Below are 17,613 nucleotides of genomic sequence, written 5' to 3'. Positions count from 1 at the left end.
AACGGAATAAATTGAAGAAATATTCTGATTAATGGAATACCCGCTGCGATCTGGCGCAATCGTTGCAATAGAGTGAATTGAAAGCAGCAAGCCGTCCATGGCCCGCACCAAGATGAATCCGGGTGCCCATGGCCCTCTTTTTTTGCTCCCGCAGAAAGGCACCGTTCCATGTCATTCCTCCGGCTCACCGACGTGACCAAGTTCTACGGCACCACCCGTGCGGTGTCGGCCATGAACCTCACGGTGGAAAAAGGCGAGTTCGTTTCGCTGCTTGGCCCCTCGGGCTGCGGCAAGACCACCACGCTGCAGATGATTGCGGGCTTCGAGGCCGTGAGCAGCGGGCGCATCGAGCTCGCGGGCAAGGACATCACCCACGCCAAGGCCAACACGCGCGGGCTGGGCATCGTGTTTCAAACGTATGCGCTGTTCCCGCACATGACGGTGGCCGACAACGTGAGCTTTGGCCTGGAGATGCGCAAGATGCCCAAGGCCGAGCGCATTGAACGCGTGAAGCAGGCGCTGGCGCTGGTGCACCTGGAGGCGCACGCCACGCGCTACCCGCGTGAGCTGTCGGGCGGCCAGCGGCAGCGCGTGGCGCTGGCCCGCGCGCTGGTCATCGAGCCGCCGGTGCTGCTGCTGGACGAGCCCTTGTCCAACCTGGACGCCAAGCTGCGCGAGGAGATGCAGTTCGAGCTGCGGCAGATCCAGCGCAAGGTGGGCACCACCACGGTGATGGTCACGCACGACCAGAGCGAGGCCATGTCCATCAGCGACCGCGTGGTGGTGATGGAAGGCGGCTGCGCCACGCAAATCGACCATCCGCAGCGCGTGTACGAACACCCCAGCACGCGCTTCATTTCCACCTTCGTGGGCAAGGCCAATTTGCTGGACTGCCGCGTGTCCGGCAGCGGCGCCACGCGCACCTGCGTGGAGGTGGGCGCGCTCTCGCTGGACGTGGACGACACGGGCTTCAGCGTCGATGCCGCGGCGCTGCTGAGCGTGCGGCCTGAAAAGCTGCAGCTGGTGCCCGTGGGCAGTGGCCGCATCGACGGCGAGGTCCAGGAGCGCTTTTTCCTCGGCAGCCAGTGGCTCTACCGCCTGGCCACGCCCGTGGGCGACCTCACCGTGCTGAGCCCCAACGACGGGCGCGAAGCGCTCGAAGAAGGCAGCCGCACCGGGCTGGACTGGCCGGCGCACTGCATGCGGCTGCTGCCGTCGGACGCTGTCGCGGCCAAGGCCGTTGCCGCATGACCACGGCACGGAACAAGGCCACCCCGTGGTGGCTCTCCGCCCCCGCGCTGCTGCTGTTCACCGCGTTGCTGGTGGTGCCGCTGCTGCTCACGGCGGTGTTGTCGTTCAACGTGTACGACCCGGCCACCGGCCCGAAGTCCGGCGAGTTCACGCTGGACCATTACGCGCTGGTGTTTTCCGACTCGTATTACCTTGGCATCTTCTGGCGCACCTTCTGGGTGTCGGGCCTGGTCACGCTGATCTGCGTGGTCGTCGGCGCGCCGGAGGCTTACGTGCTCAGCCGCATGCGCAACCCGTGGCGTTCGGTGCTGTTGCTGGTGGTGCTGGCGCCGTTGCTGGTGTCGGTGGTGGTGCGTGCTTTCGGCTGGAGCATGTTGCTGGGCCCTGAGGGCGCGGTGAACGGGCTGCTGCAGCTGGTGGGCATCGGGCCGGTGAAAATTTTGTACACCAACGCGGCAGTGGTCATTGCGCTGGTGCATGTGATGTTGCCGTTCATGGTGATTCCGGTGTGGACGTCGTTGCAGAAGCTCGACCCGGGCGTGGAGAACGCGGCCTTGTCGCTCAGCGCCACGCCTTTCACGACGTTGCGGCGCATCGTATTGCCGCAGGTGATGCCGGGCATCTTGTCGGGCAGCCTGATCGTGTTCGGTCTGGCCGCGAGTTCGTTCGCCATTCCGGGTCTGTTGGGTGGGCGTCGGCTGAAGATGGTGGCCACCATCGTGTACGACGAGTACCTGAGCGAGCTCAACTGGCCGTTGGGTGCGGCGGTGGCGTTGGTGCTGCTGGTGGCCAATCTGGTGGTGATGCTGAGCTACAACCGCCTTGTCGAAGGCCGCTACAAGAAAGCGCTGGGCTGAGATGGCCGCTTGCTTCTGTCTTCGTCGTTTGGTCGCTTCGGCACGGGGTCATTCAGGGCGCGATCACGCCGACGGTGTGCTTCTTTTCTCGAATGTCCCCCGGCCTGCGGCCTCCTCCTTTATTTCGCGAAAAGAAGCCCACCATCGGCGTGACCGTTATCCAGAGCGGTCGTTGATCGAGCGATCACCAGCAGCGTGCCCAAGTGCACAGGGCACCCGGTGTCCCCTTCCGAGAAATAAAGGAGGAGGCCGCAAGGCCGGGGGACATTCGAGGAAGGGGACACCGGGTGGCCTGGGCACTCGCCCTGAACGACAGCGCCCTGAACAACAGCGCTCAGAAAACAAGCACCCCAAAAAAGGCCTGACATGAACAAGAACGGCCCCCTGGCCTTGGCGTTCAACGCGCTGGTCATCACCTTCATGCTGGCCCCGCTGGTGGTGGTGTGCGTGGTCGCGTTCACGCCCGAAAACACGCTGACCATTCCCACCACGCACTTCTCCCTGCGCTGGTTCAAGGCCGTGTTCGCACACCCCGACTTCATGCAGTCGTTCTGGAACAGCCTGTGGCTCGGGCTCAGCTCCGCCACCATCGCCACGCTGCTGGCAGTGCCGGCCGGCATGGCGATCACCCGCTACGCGTTTCCAGGACGCGACTTCCTGAACGGACTGTTCCTGTCGCCGCTCATCGTGCCGCACCTGGTGCTGGGCGTGGCGCTGCTGCGGCTGTTCTCGCTGGTCGGTGGCACGGGCAGCTTCGCCTGGCTGGTGATGGCACATGCACTCATCGTCACGCCCTACACACTGCGCCTGGTGGTCGCCGCGCTGGTGGGCTTCGACCGCAGCGCCGAACAGGCCGCGCTGTCGCTTGGCGCCAGCCAGGCCACCGTGTTCCGCCGCATCACGCTGCCGATGATCCTGCCCGGCGTCACGGGCGGCTGGCTGCTGTCGTTCATCAACAGCTTCGACGAAGTGACCATGTCGATCTTCGTCACCTCGCCCAGCACCGTGACGCTGCCCGTGCGCATGTACATGTACGCCACCGAATCCATCGACCCGCTGATGGCCGCGGTGTCGGCGCTGATGGTGGCGGTAACGGCCGTGGCGATGATCGTGCTCGACCGCGTCTATGGCCTGGACCGCGTGCTGGTGGGGCGCAGATAAATGACGACGAAGACCTTCGGTGCCTTGCTCCACCGCGTGGCCGAAACCACCGGGCGCGCCGCCGTGCCGTTCACGCTCGACGGCGCACCGGCCAGCGCCCTGGCCGGCGACACCGTGCTGACCGCCGTGCTCACGCAAGGCACACAGCTGCGGCGCAACGAGTTCAGCGGCCTGCCGCGCGCGGGCTTCTGCATGATGGGCGCCTGCCAGGACTGCTGGATTGCCACCGACGAAGGCGAACGCCTGCGCGCCTGCGCGACCTTCATCGCGCCCGGCATGGCGCTGGTCACCGGAAAGAACAGCGCATGACCGCGGCCAACCCACTTCGCCCCGTGGTCGTCGGTGCCGGCCCGGCCGGCGTGCGCGCCGCGCAGACGCTGGTGGCGCACGGCCTGCGGCCGGTGGTGATCGACGAGGCACCGCGCGCCGGCGGCCAGATCTACCGCCGACCGCCCGTGGGGCTGGTGCAGCGCACCGCGCAAGCGCTCTACGGCTTCGAGGCGAAACGCGCCAGCGCGTTGCATGCGGCCTTCGACGGCCTGCAAGGCTGCATCGACCACCACCCCGACAGCCTGGTGTGGAACGCGCAAGACCAACAGCTCGACGTGATGCACGGCCCCACGCACAGCACCCGCCAGGTGCCCTACAGCCACCTGATCGTGGCCACGGGCGCCACCGACCGCGTGCTGCCGCTGCCGGGCTGGACGCTGCCCGGTGTGTACACGCTGGGCGGCGCGCAGGTGGCGCTCAAGTTCCAGGGCTGCGCCATTGGCCAGCGCGTGGTGTTCATGGGCACCGGGCCGCTGCTGTACCTGGTGGCCTACCAGTATGCGAAGGCGGGTGTGAACGTGGCCGCGGTGCTCGACACCGCGCGCCTCGCCAACCAGCTGGCCGCCACGCCCGCGCTGCTGACGCAGCCCGCCGTGTTCGCCAAGGGCGTGTACTTCGTCGGCTGGCTGCGCGCGAATGGCGTGGCGCTGCACAGCGGCGTGCGGCCGGTGCGCGTGCTCGGCGATGACGCGCAAAGCCGCGTGACCGGCGTGGCCTGGCAGCACGGCGGCCACGAACACACGCTGGCCTGCGACGCCATCGGCTTCGGCTACGCCCTGCGCTCCGAGACGCAACTGGCCGACCTGCTGGGCTGCCGCTTCAACTACGCGCCCATGCACCGCGCCCACCTGCCGGTGCGCGACGCGGCGGGCCGCGCGAGCGTGGCGGGTGTGTACCTGGCAGGCGACGGCGCCGGCATCATGGGCGCGGACGCGGCCGAATGGGCCGGCGAGCGCGCGGCATTGGCGCTGCTGGCCGACAACGGTGTGGCGGTCGACACGGCGCGCGCGGCGCAGCTCGAACGCCAGCTCGACAAGCTCATGGGTTTTCGTGAAGGCCTGGAGCGCGCCTTTCCGGTGCCGCAGGACTGGGCCACGCACGCACCTGACGACCTCGTGGTCTGCCGCTGCGAGAACATCACGGCGGGCACCTTGCGCCAGGCGGTGGCCGTGAATGGTGCGGCCGAGATGAACCGGCTCAAGGCGCTGTCGCGCGTGGGCATGGGGCGCTGCCAGGGCCGCATGTGCGGCGTGGCGGCGGCAGAGATCCTGGCGCATGCCACGCAGCAGCCGCTGGAACAGGTCGGCCGGCTGCGCGGACAGGCGCCGATCAAGCCGATTCCGATTCGGCTCGTGCAGGCCGAAGGGAGCACCACATGAGCACCCACACTCTCGCCGGTCTTGCGTCTTGCTCCTTCCCCCTCTGGGGGAAGGCTGGGATGGGGGCAAGCAGAGCGCCCATTGGATGCGCCGCCAGCCCCCACCCCTGCCCTCCCCCGGAAGGGGAGGGAGAAAGACAGGCAGCACCCGCATGAGCACCATCAAGAAACTGCGCACCGACGTCGCCATCGTCGGTGGCGGCATCGTCGGTGCGTCGGCCGCGCTGGCGCTGCGACGCATGGGCGCGGCCGTGGTGCTGCTGGAGCGCGACCTGTGCGGCTCGCGCTCCAGCGGCGTCAACTTCGGCGGTGTGCGCCGCCAGGGCCGCCCGCTGAGCCAGCTGCCGCTGGCGCAGCGCGCGCACCGCATCTGGGGCCAGCTGCCCGCGCTGCTGGGCACCGACGGCGAGTACGTGCGCTCGGGCCATTTCAAGATTGCGCGCAGCGAAGCCGACATGGCCGCGCTGGAGCGCTACCGCGCGATGAGCAGCGACTTCGACCTGGGCCTCGAGCTCATTTCCGCCGCGCGCCTGCGCACCCAGTGCCCCTGGCTCGGCACGCGCGCCGTGGGCGGCTCGCTGTGCCTGGAAGACGGGCAGGCCAACCCGCGCCTGGTGTCGCCGGCCTTCGCGCTGGCGGCGCAGCACGCGGGCGCGCAGGTGTTCGAGCGCCACAAGGTCGAAGAGGTGGCGCACGACGGCGAGCTGTTCATGGTGCGCGCGGCGCATGCGCAAGGCACGCTCGAAGTGCAGGCGCCGGTGCTGCTGAACTGCGCGGGCGCCTGGGCCGGTGCCATTGCCAGCCAGTTCAACGAGACACCGCCCATGACCTGGCGCAGCCCGCTGATGGCGGTGACCGAACCGGTGCCGCACTTCATGGACTGGAGCCTGGGCGTGGAAGGCGGCGGCATCTACTGCCGCCAGGTCGCGCGCGGCAACCTGGTGCTGGGCGGGGGCACCGGCATTTCGCTGGACACCGAACGCGCACGCGCGGAGCGCGACGGCATCGCCATGCTGGCGCAGCAGGCCGTCGAGCTGCTGCCCGTGCTGCGGCATGCGCACATCATTCGCACCTGGGGCGGCACCGAGGGCTACCTGCCCGACCGCGAACCGGTGCTCGGCCCCAGCCGCACCACGCCCGGCCTGTTCCACGGCTTCGGCTTTGCGGGCGCGGGCTTTCAGATTGGCCCGGCCGCCGGCGAGGTGCTGGCCGAGCTTGCGCGCGACGGGCACACCAAAACGCCCATCGACGCCTTTGCCATCGAGCGCTTCGACACACACCCTGCGGCGTCTGACGCCGACGGTTCGCCTGTTTCCACAGTTTCCACTGTGTTCGCCGTTTCCACTGCTTCCGCTGTCTTCCCCACCTGAACTTGATTGGAGAGCCCCCCATGTCCCGCACCGCCAAGCACCCCACGTCCTTCCTGCTCCTTGCCGCATTGCTCGCGGCCACCGGCGCAGCCAGCGCGCAGAACAAGACCATCTACATCGGCATGAACGGCGGCACCATGGAGAAGGCGTACACGCAGTACGTGTTCCCGGCCTTCGAGAAGGCCTACGGCGCCAAGGTGGTGGTGGTGCCCGGCACCTCCTCCGACATTCTGGCCAAGGCCCAGGCCAACAAGGACCGGCCGCAGATGCACGTGATGTTTCTGGACGACGGCATCATGGTGCGCGCCATCGGCATGGGCCTGTGCCAGAAGCAACGGCCCAGCCAGTCGCTCAGCGAGATCTACCCCGCCGCGCGCTTCAAGGACGACATGGCCAGCGGCGTGAGCCTGGGCATGACGGGGCTGGCCTACAACGCCAAGATGTTCAAGGAAAAGGGCTGGGCCGCGCCCACCTCGTGGATGGACCTGGCCGACCCCAAGTACAAGGGCAAGGTGGTGTTCCAGTCGATGTCGTCCTCGTCCTTCGGGCTGCACGGCTTTTTGATGTTCAACCGCATCCAGGGCGGCAACGACAAGAACGTGGAGCCCGGCTTCAAGGCCTGGCCCACCACCGTCGGGCCGAACGTGCTGGAGTACATCCCCAGCTCGGCCAAGCTCTCGGAGATGGTGCAGACCGGGGAGGCCGCCATCTTTCCGCTGACGCCCACGGCCGTGGCCGCGCTCAAGACCAAGGGCATTCCGGTGGAGTACGCGCCGCCCAAGGAAGGCGCGGTGGTGCTCATGGTGGGCCAGTGCGTGATTGCCAACAACACCGAGCCCGAGCTCGCGCAAAAGCTCACCGAGTTTCTGCTGAGCCCGGTGGCGCAGGCCAACGTGCTGCAGTACGGCGCGCAGATTCCAACCAACCCCAAGACCCCGGCCGAGGGTGAAGGCGCCGCGCAGGTGGCCGACATCACCAAGTGGATGAAGACGGCCATCACCATCGACTGGGAAAGCATCAACGCGAACCGGCCCGCGTGGAACGCGCGCTGGAACAAGACGATCGAGCGCTGAGGCAGCGCGCCGCGGTGTTGACCAACCGCGGCAGCGCGCCGCGGTGTTCACCAACCGCGGCGGCGCGCCGCGGTGTCAACGCACCGCGGCGCAGGGCGTCATCAGCCCTTGATGAACGCCAGCAGATCGGGGTTGAGCACGTCCGCATTCGTGGACAGCATGCCGTGCGGGTAGCCGTCGTAGCTCTTCAGCGTGCCGTGCTTGAGCAACTTGGCCGACAGCGGGCCGGAGTCCGCATAGGGCACCACCTGGTCGTCGGTGCCGTGCATCACGAGCACCGGCACGTCGATCTTCTTCAGGTCTTCGGTGAAGTCGGTCTCCGAGAAGGCCTTGATGCATTCGTAGTGCGCATTGGCCGCGCCCGTCATGCCCTGCAGCCACCAGCGGTCGATGAGGCCCTGCGACACCTTCGCGCCCGGCCGGTTGAAACCGTAGAACGGGCCGGTGGGCAGGTCGATGAAGAACTGCGTGCGGTTGGCCGCCACCGCGGCACGGATGCCGTCGAACACTTCCATCGGCAGGCCACCGGGGTTGGCCGCGGTCTTGAGCATGATGGGCGGCACGGCGCTCACCAGCACGGCCTTGGCCACGCGGCCCGGCTTGGCACGCGCCACGTAGCGCGCCACTTCGCCGCCGCCCGTCGAGTGGCCGATGTGCACGGCGCCCTTCAGGTCCAGCGCGTCGGTGAGCACGGCCACGTCGGCGGCGTAGGTGTCCATGTCGTGCCCGCCCGCGGTCTGCGAGGAGCGGCCATGGCCGCGGCGGTCGTGCGCGATCACGCGGTAGCCCTTGCCGATGAAGAACAGCATCTGCGTGTCCCAGTCGTCCGCGCTCAGCGGCCAGCCGTGGTGAAAGACGATGGGCTGCGCGGTGCGCGGGCCCCAGTCCTTGTAGAAGATGTTCGTGCCGTCCTTGGTGGTGACAAAGCTCATGGGGGATCCTTGGTGGTGGTGGGAGGCCATTGATGCCGCGTTCTTCTGCGCGGCGGACGCGCTCGAAGTACCGAGGGCGGACGCGGCTGCGATGCCGGCCGCGCCGGTCAGAATACGCCGCCGCGAGGCGCCTGTCGCGGGGGTGGTTGGGGTGTCGGACATGCTTGTTTCCAGGCTGGGTTGTCGAGCTGGTTTGTCGAGCTGGGTTGTAGGGCGGCGAACGCGCCATTGCGTCGCCGGACCCCCGCACTGTGGGCGAAACGGCGCGGCATATCTTGAACAAAACACCTGCGGCTTGCACGTTGTGACCCTGCGTGTGACGCAGGATGCGGGTGCGTCTAAAGTGGCCGGTCTTTCAGATGGCACCCTGCCCCACCGCCTCACATCCCCGCTCATGCAGCGCCCTCCCCCTGCCCCGTTCCGCCGAGCGGACTCCTGCGCACTGCATTGCGCCCGGTCGACGCCATGAGCCTGCCTCCAGCGGACTGGCTTCTGCGCGGCGCCGGCGACGGCGGCCTGGAGCGCATCGAGGCCTTCTTCCAAGGCGACGCCTACGCCCTGCACCGCCATGACACCTACGCCATCGGCTGCACGATGGCCGGCGTGCAGTCGTTCACCTACCGCACCACGCTGCGCCACAGCGTGGCCGGCAACACGGTGGTGTTGCATCCCGACGAAGTGCACGACGGCCACGCCGGTACGCACGAAGGCTTTCGCTACCGCATGCTGTATGTGGAACCGGCGCGGCTGCAGGAGGCGCTGGGCGGTGTCGCGTTGCCTTTTGTGGCGGGCGGCGTGTCGACCGACCCGCGGCTGGCACGCGCGGCACACGCGCTGCTGGACCACCTCGGTGCGCCGCTGGAAGCGCTGGAGGAAGACGATGCGGTGCTGTCGCTGGCGCTGGCCTTGCAGGCGGCTTCGGGTGCGCCTGCACGTGAGCCCCCAGGTGACTTTCGCGCAGCGAGGATCGCGCGCGAATTCATCCACGACCAACTCGACGGCGTCGTCACGCTGGACGCGCTCGCCGCCGCGGCCGGGCGCGACCGCTGGAGCCTGTCGCGCGACTTTCGCGCCTTCTTCGGTACCAGCCCCTACCGCTACGTCACGCTGCGTCGGCTGGACCGCGCGCGCAGCCACATGCTCGCGGGCCAGCCGCTGGCCGACTGCGCCGCCCTGGCGGGGTTTGCCGACCAGAGCCACATGACGCGGCAGTTCGTGCAGGCCTTCGGCGTGACACCGGCGCGGTGGCTGCGCATCTACAGGGCCGGGCATGGCCTGTCGAACGACGCACGATCGTTCAAGACCCACGACGGAGGGCCTTCTAGAGTGCGGTTCGACTGAAACTTGCGAATGCCTGCACCATGACACCCACCCCCATTGCTCCTTCCACCGCCCGCACCTACCCCAGCGTCAACATCGCCCACAAGCTCTCGCTGCTGCACGAACACTGGTCGCAGCGCGTGGTCGCGGAGATGAACGACTACCAGTTCAAGATCGCCAAGCTGCAGGGCGACTTCGTGTGGCACAGCCATGCGGACACCGACGAATGCTTCTTCGTGGTGGCAGGCGAACTGCGCATCGACCTGCGCGACGGCGCCGTCACGCTGCGCGCCGGAGAGATGTTCGTGGTGCCCAAAGGCGTCGAACACAAACCGTTCGCGCAAAACGAGGCGCACGTGCTGCTGGTGGAGCCGCGCGGCGTGATCAACACCGGCGGCGAAGAAAGCGAGCGCACCCGAGCGAACGACGTCTGGATCTGACGCGAACTCGGCGGTCGGCTAGCGGTTGTCCAGCGGCTGTCTAGCGGTTGTCTTCGAGGATCCAGCCCGCGGCCTTCTCGGCCATCATCAAGGTCGGGCTGTTGGTGTTGCCGCTGGTGATGGTGGGCATGGCGCCCGCATCCACCACGCGCAAGCCCTGCACGCCGCGCACGCGCAGGCGCGCGTCGAGCACGGCCATCGGGTCGCCGTCGGCACCCATCTTGGTGGTGCCGACCGGGTGGAAGATGGTGGTGGCGATGTCGCCGGCCAGGCGCGCCAGGTCTTCGTCGCTCTGGTACTGCACGCCGGGCTTCCATTCCTGCGGCTGGTACCTGGCCAGCGCGGGCTGCTCGGCGATGCGGCGCGTCACGCGCAGCGAGTCGGCCGCCACCTTGCGGTCTTCGTCGGTGCTCAGGTAGTTGGGCGCAATGGCCGGCGCGTCTTCGAAGCGGTTGGTCTTGATGCGCACCGAGCCCCGGCTCGTGGGGTTGAGGTTGCACACGCTCGCGGTGAAGGCCGGAAAGCTGTGCAGCGGATCGCCGAAGGCGTCCAGCGACAGCGGCTGCACGTGGTACTGCAGGTTGGGCCATTCGCGCTCGGGCGAGCTGCGCGTGAAGGCGCCCAGCTGCGAAGGCGCCATGCTCATCGGGCCGCTGCGCTTCATGAGGTATTCGAGCCCGATCTTCGCCTTGCCCACCATCGACGAGGCCATCACGTTGAGCGTGGGTGCGCCGTCGATCTTGTAGACCGCGCGAATCTGCAGGTGGTCCTGCAGGTTGGCGCCCACGCCGGGCGCGTCGAGCACCACGTCGATGCCGTGCTGGCGCAGCAGCTCGGCCGGGCCCACGCCCGACAGCTGCAGAATCTGCGGCGAGCCGATGGCGCCCGCGCTCAGCACCACCTCGCGCGTGGCGGTGGCGGTGGTCATTTCGGTGCCGTTCCACACCTCGGCGCCGGTGCAACGGCGCGTGCCGTCCGGCAGGGTCTCGAACAGCAGGCGCGAAACCTGCGCACCGGTCCACAGCTCGAAGTTGGGCCTGCCATAGCAGGTCGGACGCAGAAAAGCCTTGGCCGTGTTCCAGCGCCAGCCGTTCTTCTGGTTGACCTGAAAGTAGCCCACGCCTTCGTTGCTGCCGCGGTTGAAGTCGGTGGAGTGCGGCACTCCGGCCTGCACCGCGGCCTCGGCAAAGGCGTCGAGGATGTCCCAGCGCAGGCGCTGCTTTTCCACCCGCCATTCGCCGCCCGCGCCGTGCATGTCGTCGGCGCCCTGGTAGTGGTCTTCGTGCTTCTTGAAGGCCGGCAGCACGTTCTGCCAGCGCCAGTCGTCGTTGCCGGTCAGGTCGGCCCAGTGCTCGTAGTCGCGCGACTGGCCGCGCATGTAGATCATGCCGTTGATGCTGGAGCTGCCGCCCAGCGTCTTGCCGCGCGGGTAGCGCAGCACGCGGCCGTTCAGCCCGGCGTCGGGCTCGGTGCTGTAGAGCCAGTCGGTGCGCGGGTTGCCGATGCAGTACAGGTAGCCCACCGGAATGTGGATCCAGTGGTAGTCGTCCTTGCGGCCTGCCTCGATGAGCAGCACGCGCTTGCGCTTGTCGGCGCTCAACCGGTTGGCCATGAGCGAGCCCGCGGTGCCGGCGCCGATGATGATGTAGTCGAAGGTGTTGTCGTTGTCTCTCATCTTTTTTCTCAGGGTTTCACGGTCATGGTCTGGGCAGTGCCCTCGCCGAAAACTTCGGGTGCGTACAGGGCTTCGGCACGCACCGGCGGCAGCTTGAACTCGCCCGCGTTGTTCAGGCGCACGGTGTACTCCACGCGCCAGCTGCCGCGCGGCACGTAGCGAAAGTAGGCACGGTAGCTGTCGGTGGCGCGCTCGATGTAGCTGGGCCAGGCCCAGCCCGCGCTGCTTTCACCGCGCTGCGCGAGCTGGCTCTCGCGGCCCAGGCCGCGCCCTAGCTGGCTGGCACCGGAGGGCACGGCGTCGCGCACCACCACCCAGGTCTGCTCGGCAGTCGATTCAAGGTCGAGCCGCACGCGGTAGACGTCGCCCACCGACCACTGGCCCTTGCGCTTGCGCTCCACCGGCGTGACGGTGCGGCGCACCACCAGGCCGTTGGCCACGGGCTGCGTGTTGCGCACCGCGGCCAGCGTGCTGATGGTGGCCCAGGGCTTGCCGTTGCCTTCGTGGCGCAGCTGCAATGTTTCCTGCGCGCCCTGTGCGGTCCAGGGCAGCAGCAGGCTCGGCGCCTTGGCATCGGCCCAGGCCGCGTCGCGCGTGGTGCGGCCCAGCGTGGCGTGCGTGACGCCGTCGACCGGGCCGGCCTCGAACCGCTGCTGAAAGCGGCGCAGCGCCACCGTGCTCCACGCGTTGCCGGTGGTGGTGCTCCAGCGGCCCGCGCTCTGCCGCCCGACCAGGCCCTGCGTGATGAGCGGTGCATCGGCCTTCCAGGCCGCATCGGTCTGGGCCCATTGCTGCGCCAGCAGCGCCATGCGCGCGGCGGTGCTGTCGCCGCTCCACATGAACCACCACCCGTGCTGCGCCGACTCGTCGCGCCAGCGCAGGCGCGTGCCCTGCACGTCGAAGCGGCTGCGCAGCTGCGCGCCGGCCTGCTGCAGCGCGGCGTCGCGTTCGGTATCGGAATCGGCGGGCAGGGCCATGAGCGTGCGCGACCAGTCGACCAGCGACTGGGCCGACAGCGCGTCGAGCGCCCTGGGCCGCACCACGATCCTTGCGCGGCCGTGCTCCACCAGCGTGGCCTGCGCGGCAAGCTGCCGCGGCTCCAGGTCGTTGCGCGGTGCCCAGTCCTGCGCGGGCAGGCGGCCTTGCAGCAGCGAACCGAGCGCGTCGAGCATGCGCGTGCGTTGCGCCTCGGGCACCGGCCAGCCCTTGGCGTGGGCCAGGTCGAGCAGCTGCACGGTGAGCATTTCGCTGCCGCCCAGCGTGGCCTCGGGGAAGAAGCGCGCCAGGCCCTTGTCGTCGATGTACTTCGGCAGCTCGGCCATGAGCCTGTCCCACCCCGCGCGGTCGTCGAGCGAGACGAAGCGCGAGCTCTGCTGCTCCAGGCACATGTAGGGGTACTGCGCCATCCAGCGCATCGATTCAGCCAGCGCGGCATCGACCAGGCTGGACTGCAGCGCAACGCGCACGCCGCCAGTGAGTGGCACCGCATCGCGAGGCTGCACGACGGGCACGGCACCGGCGTCGGCCACCGACAGCAAGGTCGACTGGCGCACCGTGGCCGTCAGCGCGGGCACCACGCGCTGCGCAACCTCCAGCGCGTCGCGTTCATCACCGCCCTGCGCGCTGATGCGCCAGCGCAGCATGCCGGCGCCGGCGGGCACGGCCACGGGCCACAGCACCTCCTGCGTCTGGCCGGGCGCGAGCTGCAGGCGGCGCTCGATCTTCAGGCCGCGCGCGGCCAGCGCGTCGGCGGGCACCACGTCACGCGCGCCTGGCCAATTGCTGTCGGGCTCGACGGCCGCCTCGGCCTTGAGCACCACCGCCAGCGGGCTGGCGCCGGTGTTGCGCAGGCTGAGCTTCTGCACGATGGCGTCGTCCGCGCGCAGCAGCTCGGGCAGGCCGCTGAAGATCTGCAGCGGCTGGGTGCTGGTGAGGGTGGTTTCGCCCTGGCCGAACTGCGCCTCGCCCACGCTGGCGATGGCGACGATGCGGAACTGGGTGAGCGCGTCGTTCAGCGGCACGGTGACGCGGGCGATGCCCTGGGCGTCGGTGCGCAGGTCGGTGCGCCAGAGGACGAGGGAGGAGAGGTCGCTGCGCGGGGGTGCGGCCTGCGCGCCGTCGGCCTGGCCGGGGCTCCTGGCCATCGCCACGGCCGGCGCGGGCATCGGCACGCCACCTGGGGCGCCCCGTTCGGCCTCGTCGGAGGGGCTGTGCCCAGGTTGCGGGCCGATCTCGACGCGGCGAAGCAGGCGCGCGTCGAGTGCCGTGGCAACGACCGCGTTGCTGCGTTCCGCGAACATCGTCTTGGCAAGTGCCCAGGTGCCATTGGGCTTGAGCGCCAGCAGGGCCTGGTCGACCGCGACCAGCGTGACACGGGCATCCGCCAGCGGCTGGCCGGCGGCGTCGCGCACCGAGACTTCCACCGGCACCTGCGTGCGCGGCCGCGCGGTGGCGGCCACGGGGCGCACACCGACGGACAGCGCCCAGGCGTCGGGCCGCACGGTGACGCTGGCGCGCTGCGTGCTCGCGAGCGGTGCGTCCCCTTCCCCTTGCTCCCCTTGCTCCCCTTGCTCGCCTTGCTCGCCTTGCTCGCCTTGCTCGCCTTGCTCGCCCTGCACGCCCTGCAGCGCATACACGTAGCGCGCCGCCAGGTGCACGTTGGGCGCGTGCTGCGCGGTCAGCGGCAGCAGGATGCGCTGCGTCATCGCGGTGAGCGCGTGCACGCTGGCCTGCAGCACGCCTTCGCGCTCGACCGTCAGCAGCATTTGCGCCGGCAAGCGCTCGGGCCGCGCGACGATGACGGCCGTGTCGCCCGGGTCGAACGCGGCGCCGTTGTCCAGCTGCAGCGCGGAACGCGCCGCGGCCTCCTGCCAGCCCAGCGACCAGCGGTACTCCAGCATGGCCGTGCGCACGACGGCCCGGCTGTGTTTGAGGCTGGCCGCTGTGGCGTCGAACAGCCACAGCTCGCTGACCGGAACTTGCGCGTTGGCCTGGCCCTGCTGCGTGGTGGGCAGTTGCCATTCGCAGGCCCATTGCCCTTGCGCGTCGGTGCGGGTGCTGCACACGTCCACCTCGGGGCCTGCACTGGTGACCGTGTTCTGGCCGTTGCCCCAGTCCCGGTGCACCGGCTTCACGCGCACCGTCACGGGCTCGTCGGCCACGGGCTGGTTGTTGTCGTCCAGCGCAATGCCTTCAACGGCTTGCGGACGGTCGCGGTCTTTCGCGCGCAGCCGCAGGCCGAGCTTCATGCGGTCGGGCCACAGCATGGTGCTGGCGCCCACCGTTTGTGTTTCGCCGTTCGGGTCCTGGAACTTGAGTTCGGTCTGCAGCAGCATCGGCCGCGCCAGGGGCGGTGCGTTCAGGCGCACCTGCGCCTTGCCGGCGGCATCGAGCCGGATAGCCTGTGGCGCGATGGCAGGCGGCACTGCCGGTGCGGTGCCGCCCAGGTCGGTGTGGAAGGTGTAGCCCGGGCGCGGGCTCTGCACGTCGCGCGTCCAGCCCTGCTGCACGGTCACGGGCAGGCCGGCCGCGGGGCCACCCGCGAAGTAGCTCAGCCGCGCATCGAGCACCGCCAACTGCGCGTTGCGCTCCCACACCGCCTTGGCGTGCAGTTCGCTGTCGAACACGGGCGTGCGGAACTCTTCCACCTGAAACTGCGCGCTGGCCAGTTGCCGGCCGCCTTGCGACACCTGCACGGTGTAGCCGCCGAGCTTGGCGCCCAGCGGAATGGTCCACTGGTGGGCCGCGTTGCCATCGGCGCCCAGCGGCACGCTCGCGGTGTGCACCTTGTCGCTCCAGCCGTAGCGAATTTCGACGTCGAGCGTGCCCGCCGGCGGCAACGCGAAGCCGCGGCTTTCGAGCAGGCGCACCACGTGCTGCATGCCGACGGTTTCGCCGGCCTTGAACAGGGTGCGGTCGAGCACGGTGTGGGCACGGATGTTCTGCGCGGCTCGGCCTGCGTTGTAGCCGTTCCAGCCTGCGGAGGCACGCATCAGCGCCATGTCGTTGCCGGCGCGCACCACCACCCAGGGGCTGTTGCCGTAGCCGCTGCATGCCAGCTTGCCGCGCAACGCCTCGTCGGGCCGGGCCAGGCCTTGCGCGTCGGTCTTGCCGCGCCACAGCAGTTCGCGTGTGCACGAGTACACCGCCACGTCGGCACCGGCCACGGGCTGCGCGCTGTCGAATGCGGTGACCCAGATGACCGAGGCGCCCGTGTCGCTGAGGCTGGCGCCGGGGTTGAGGTTGGTGGCCTGCACCACGGCGTAGCGCTGGCGCGGCGCGGTGTCGCGCGACTGGCCCTCGGGCAGCGCGCGCGTGTCGATGTACTGCGCGAAGGCGGGGCTGTCGGCCCGCACCACATGCAGGCCGGGCCCGGTCAATGGCACGCCGACGAATTCCATCGCGTTGCCCTGCGTGGGCACCGTCGACGTACGCGGTGCGCCCGCCTTGGCGCTCAGTTGCTCGGCAGGCCACTGGCCGTTCTGCTGGCCTTGCAGCAGCTCGATGGCATAGGCCTCGATGCCGGGGCCCATTTCGCCGCCGAGACGCCACTGCCGCACCGCCAGTGCCTGCTCGACGCGGCGCACGGCAAAGGCCGCCGCCGCCTCCGGCTTGCCCGGCTGCCACGGCATCACGGCCAGTTGGTTGGCCACGCCGAGGTACGGCGGCAAGCGCGCGAAATCGACGACCTTCGGAAACTCCGACGCATTGGCCAGCGGCCTGCCGAGCAGGTCGCGCAGACCGGCGGGCAGATCGGCGGGCAGACCGGCGGGAAGGTGCACCGTGAAGCGGCTGCCTTCGCCGAAGCTGTTCTTCGGCGGCAGCACCTGCAGTTGCCGCACCTCGTCGCGGCGCCAGCGGTCGGCGATGGCGAACGGCAACTCTGCACCTGTTGCACCCGCCGCGCCGGTCAACCGGAATGCGCCGGCAAGGGCCGGGGCGATGCCGCTCGAAAAATTCAGCGTGACCGGCTGGCGCGGGTCGCACGCCTTCTGGCCTGCTGGATAGTCGAGCACCGTGCAAGACAGCTGCGCCGTGAAGGGAGGGCGCACGGTGTAGTTGAAGCGCTTGGGCTCGGCGTTGCCGACGGCCGCCTGGCTCAGGCGAAGCTGCACGCCTTCGGGCACCGGTTGTGCGCAGCGCAGCCCGAGTGCGTAGGCCGTGTTGCTCGGCGCGGCGCGCACGGCGGCGGCCAGCGCTTCACCGGTGACGGGCACCGCGGGCTGGCGCACCACCTTGTCGCCGTCGCGCTGCTCGCAGGTGAAGCCCGCCGCCAGCGTCTGGGCATCGTCCTTCGGCTGCGGCTCGTGGTGGCGCAGCAAGAAAACCTGGTCGGGCGCAACTTCCGCACCCTCGGGCGGGTAGGAGGCAAAGAAACCGTAGGGACCGGCAACGAAGCTCGCCGTGGGCGGCGTGGCCACCGCGTCGCCAGCCAGTGTCTTGAGCCCGGCCTTGAACACGACATTGCACCGCGTGCCGCCGCTCAGGTCCTTCGCAAACTCGAAGGCCCAGGCGCGCGGGCCGATCCAGCGGGCGCGGCCTTCGGGTGTCTGCGGGGCGCATTGCAGCGTGGCGGGCGCGGCGCCGTCGCTCTGCCCCAGCGGCACCATGTCGGCGTCGAAGCGCACCGCCACCTGCCGCACTTCGCGTGTCTCGCCCTGCGGGCTCACGCTGAGCACGCCGGCCGCATGCACAGGTGCGACCGAAGCCGTGAAGGCCAGGGCAACAGCCACGGCAAAAGCCGGCAGGCGCCAAGTGGCGCTGCCGGCAGCGGTGTGCAAAGTCTCTGGGGGGTTCGCGGCCATTGTCTCCTCGCTCCTCTCTGGG

At 69.3% G+C, this 17,613-nt stretch carries 12 protein-coding genes; 9 read left to right on the top strand and 3 right to left on the bottom strand.

Annotation, left to right across the window (positions count from 1 at the left end):
- Positions 1-168 precede the first annotated feature (168 nt).
- The 7 genes from VLK31_RS22025 (at position 169) to VLK31_RS21995 (ending at position 7,420) form a co-directional block, all read left to right on the top strand.
- Positions 169-1,251, top strand: a complete 1,083-nt coding sequence (locus VLK31_RS22025; protein ID WP_409170578.1) for an ABC transporter ATP-binding protein — start codon at positions 169-171, stop codon at positions 1,249-1,251.
- The gene (locus VLK31_RS22020; protein ID WP_409170577.1) at positions 1,248-2,108 is read left to right on the top strand and encodes an ABC transporter permease; all 861 of its coding nucleotides are present in this window, start codon (positions 1,248-1,250) and stop codon (positions 2,106-2,108) included. The genes VLK31_RS22025 and VLK31_RS22020 overlap by 4 nt, the downstream gene beginning before the upstream one ends.
- Positions 2,109-2,474: 366 nt before the next feature.
- On the top strand, positions 2,475-3,269 hold the full coding sequence (locus tag VLK31_RS22015) for an ABC transporter permease (RefSeq protein WP_409170576.1): 795 nt from the start codon (positions 2,475-2,477) through the stop codon (positions 3,267-3,269).
- A complete protein-coding gene (locus tag VLK31_RS22010; protein ID WP_409170575.1) occupies positions 3,270-3,578 on the top strand; it encodes a (2Fe-2S)-binding protein in 309 nt (102 codons plus the stop codon).
- Entirely contained in the window at positions 3,575-4,978 is a 1,404-nt protein-coding gene (locus tag VLK31_RS22005) for an FAD-dependent oxidoreductase (RefSeq protein ID WP_409170574.1), read from the top strand. The genes VLK31_RS22010 and VLK31_RS22005 overlap by 4 nt, the downstream gene beginning before the upstream one ends.
- 151 nt (positions 4,979-5,129) lie before the next feature.
- Positions 5,130-6,347, top strand: coding sequence for an NAD(P)/FAD-dependent oxidoreductase (locus VLK31_RS22000; RefSeq protein WP_409170573.1), 1,218 nt, complete (start codon positions 5,130-5,132; stop codon positions 6,345-6,347).
- A gap of 20 nt (positions 6,348-6,367) precedes the next feature.
- On the top strand, positions 6,368-7,420 hold the full coding sequence (locus tag VLK31_RS21995) for an ABC transporter substrate-binding protein (protein WP_409170572.1): 1,053 nt from the start codon (positions 6,368-6,370) through the stop codon (positions 7,418-7,420).
- A gap of 101 nt (positions 7,421-7,521) precedes the next feature.
- Here the strand turns inward: VLK31_RS21995 and VLK31_RS21990 are convergent, their stop codons facing one another.
- On the bottom strand, positions 7,522-8,352 hold the full coding sequence (locus VLK31_RS21990; RefSeq protein WP_409170571.1) for an alpha/beta fold hydrolase: 831 nt from the start codon (positions 8,350-8,352) through the stop codon (positions 7,522-7,524).
- Positions 8,353-8,817: 465 nt separating this feature from the next.
- On the opposite strand from VLK31_RS21990, the gene VLK31_RS21985 reads away from it, so the two are divergent.
- Together VLK31_RS21985 and VLK31_RS21980 are read left to right on the top strand one after the other, a co-directional pair.
- The gene (locus VLK31_RS21985) at positions 8,818-9,693 is read left to right on the top strand and encodes an AraC family transcriptional regulator (RefSeq protein ID WP_409170570.1); all 876 of its coding nucleotides are present in this window, start codon (positions 8,818-8,820) and stop codon (positions 9,691-9,693) included.
- A 20-nt stretch (positions 9,694-9,713) separates the two neighbouring features.
- On the top strand, positions 9,714-10,112 hold the full coding sequence (locus VLK31_RS21980) for a cupin domain-containing protein (protein WP_409170569.1): 399 nt from the start codon (positions 9,714-9,716) through the stop codon (positions 10,110-10,112).
- A gap of 40 nt (positions 10,113-10,152) precedes the next feature.
- On the opposite strand, the gene VLK31_RS21975 is transcribed toward VLK31_RS21980, so the two are convergent.
- Positions 10,153-11,787 carry a GMC family oxidoreductase gene (locus tag VLK31_RS21975; protein WP_409170568.1) on the bottom strand — a complete coding sequence of 545 codons (1,635 nt, stop codon included), beginning with the start codon at positions 11,785-11,787 and terminating at the stop codon, positions 10,153-10,155.
- An 8-nt stretch (positions 11,788-11,795) separates the two neighbouring features.
- Entirely contained in the window at positions 11,796-17,591 is a 5,796-nt protein-coding gene (locus VLK31_RS21970) for an MG2 domain-containing protein (RefSeq protein ID WP_409170567.1), read from the bottom strand.
- Positions 17,592-17,613 lie beyond the last annotated feature (22 nt).

The sequence above is a fragment of the Variovorax sp. H27-G14 genome (assembly GCF_046156345.1).
Classification (GTDB): Bacteria; Pseudomonadota; Gammaproteobacteria; order Burkholderiales; family Burkholderiaceae_C; genus Variovorax.
The sequence above is the reverse complement of the archived record's forward strand: the minus strand, read 5'-3'. Positions and strand labels throughout refer to the sequence as shown.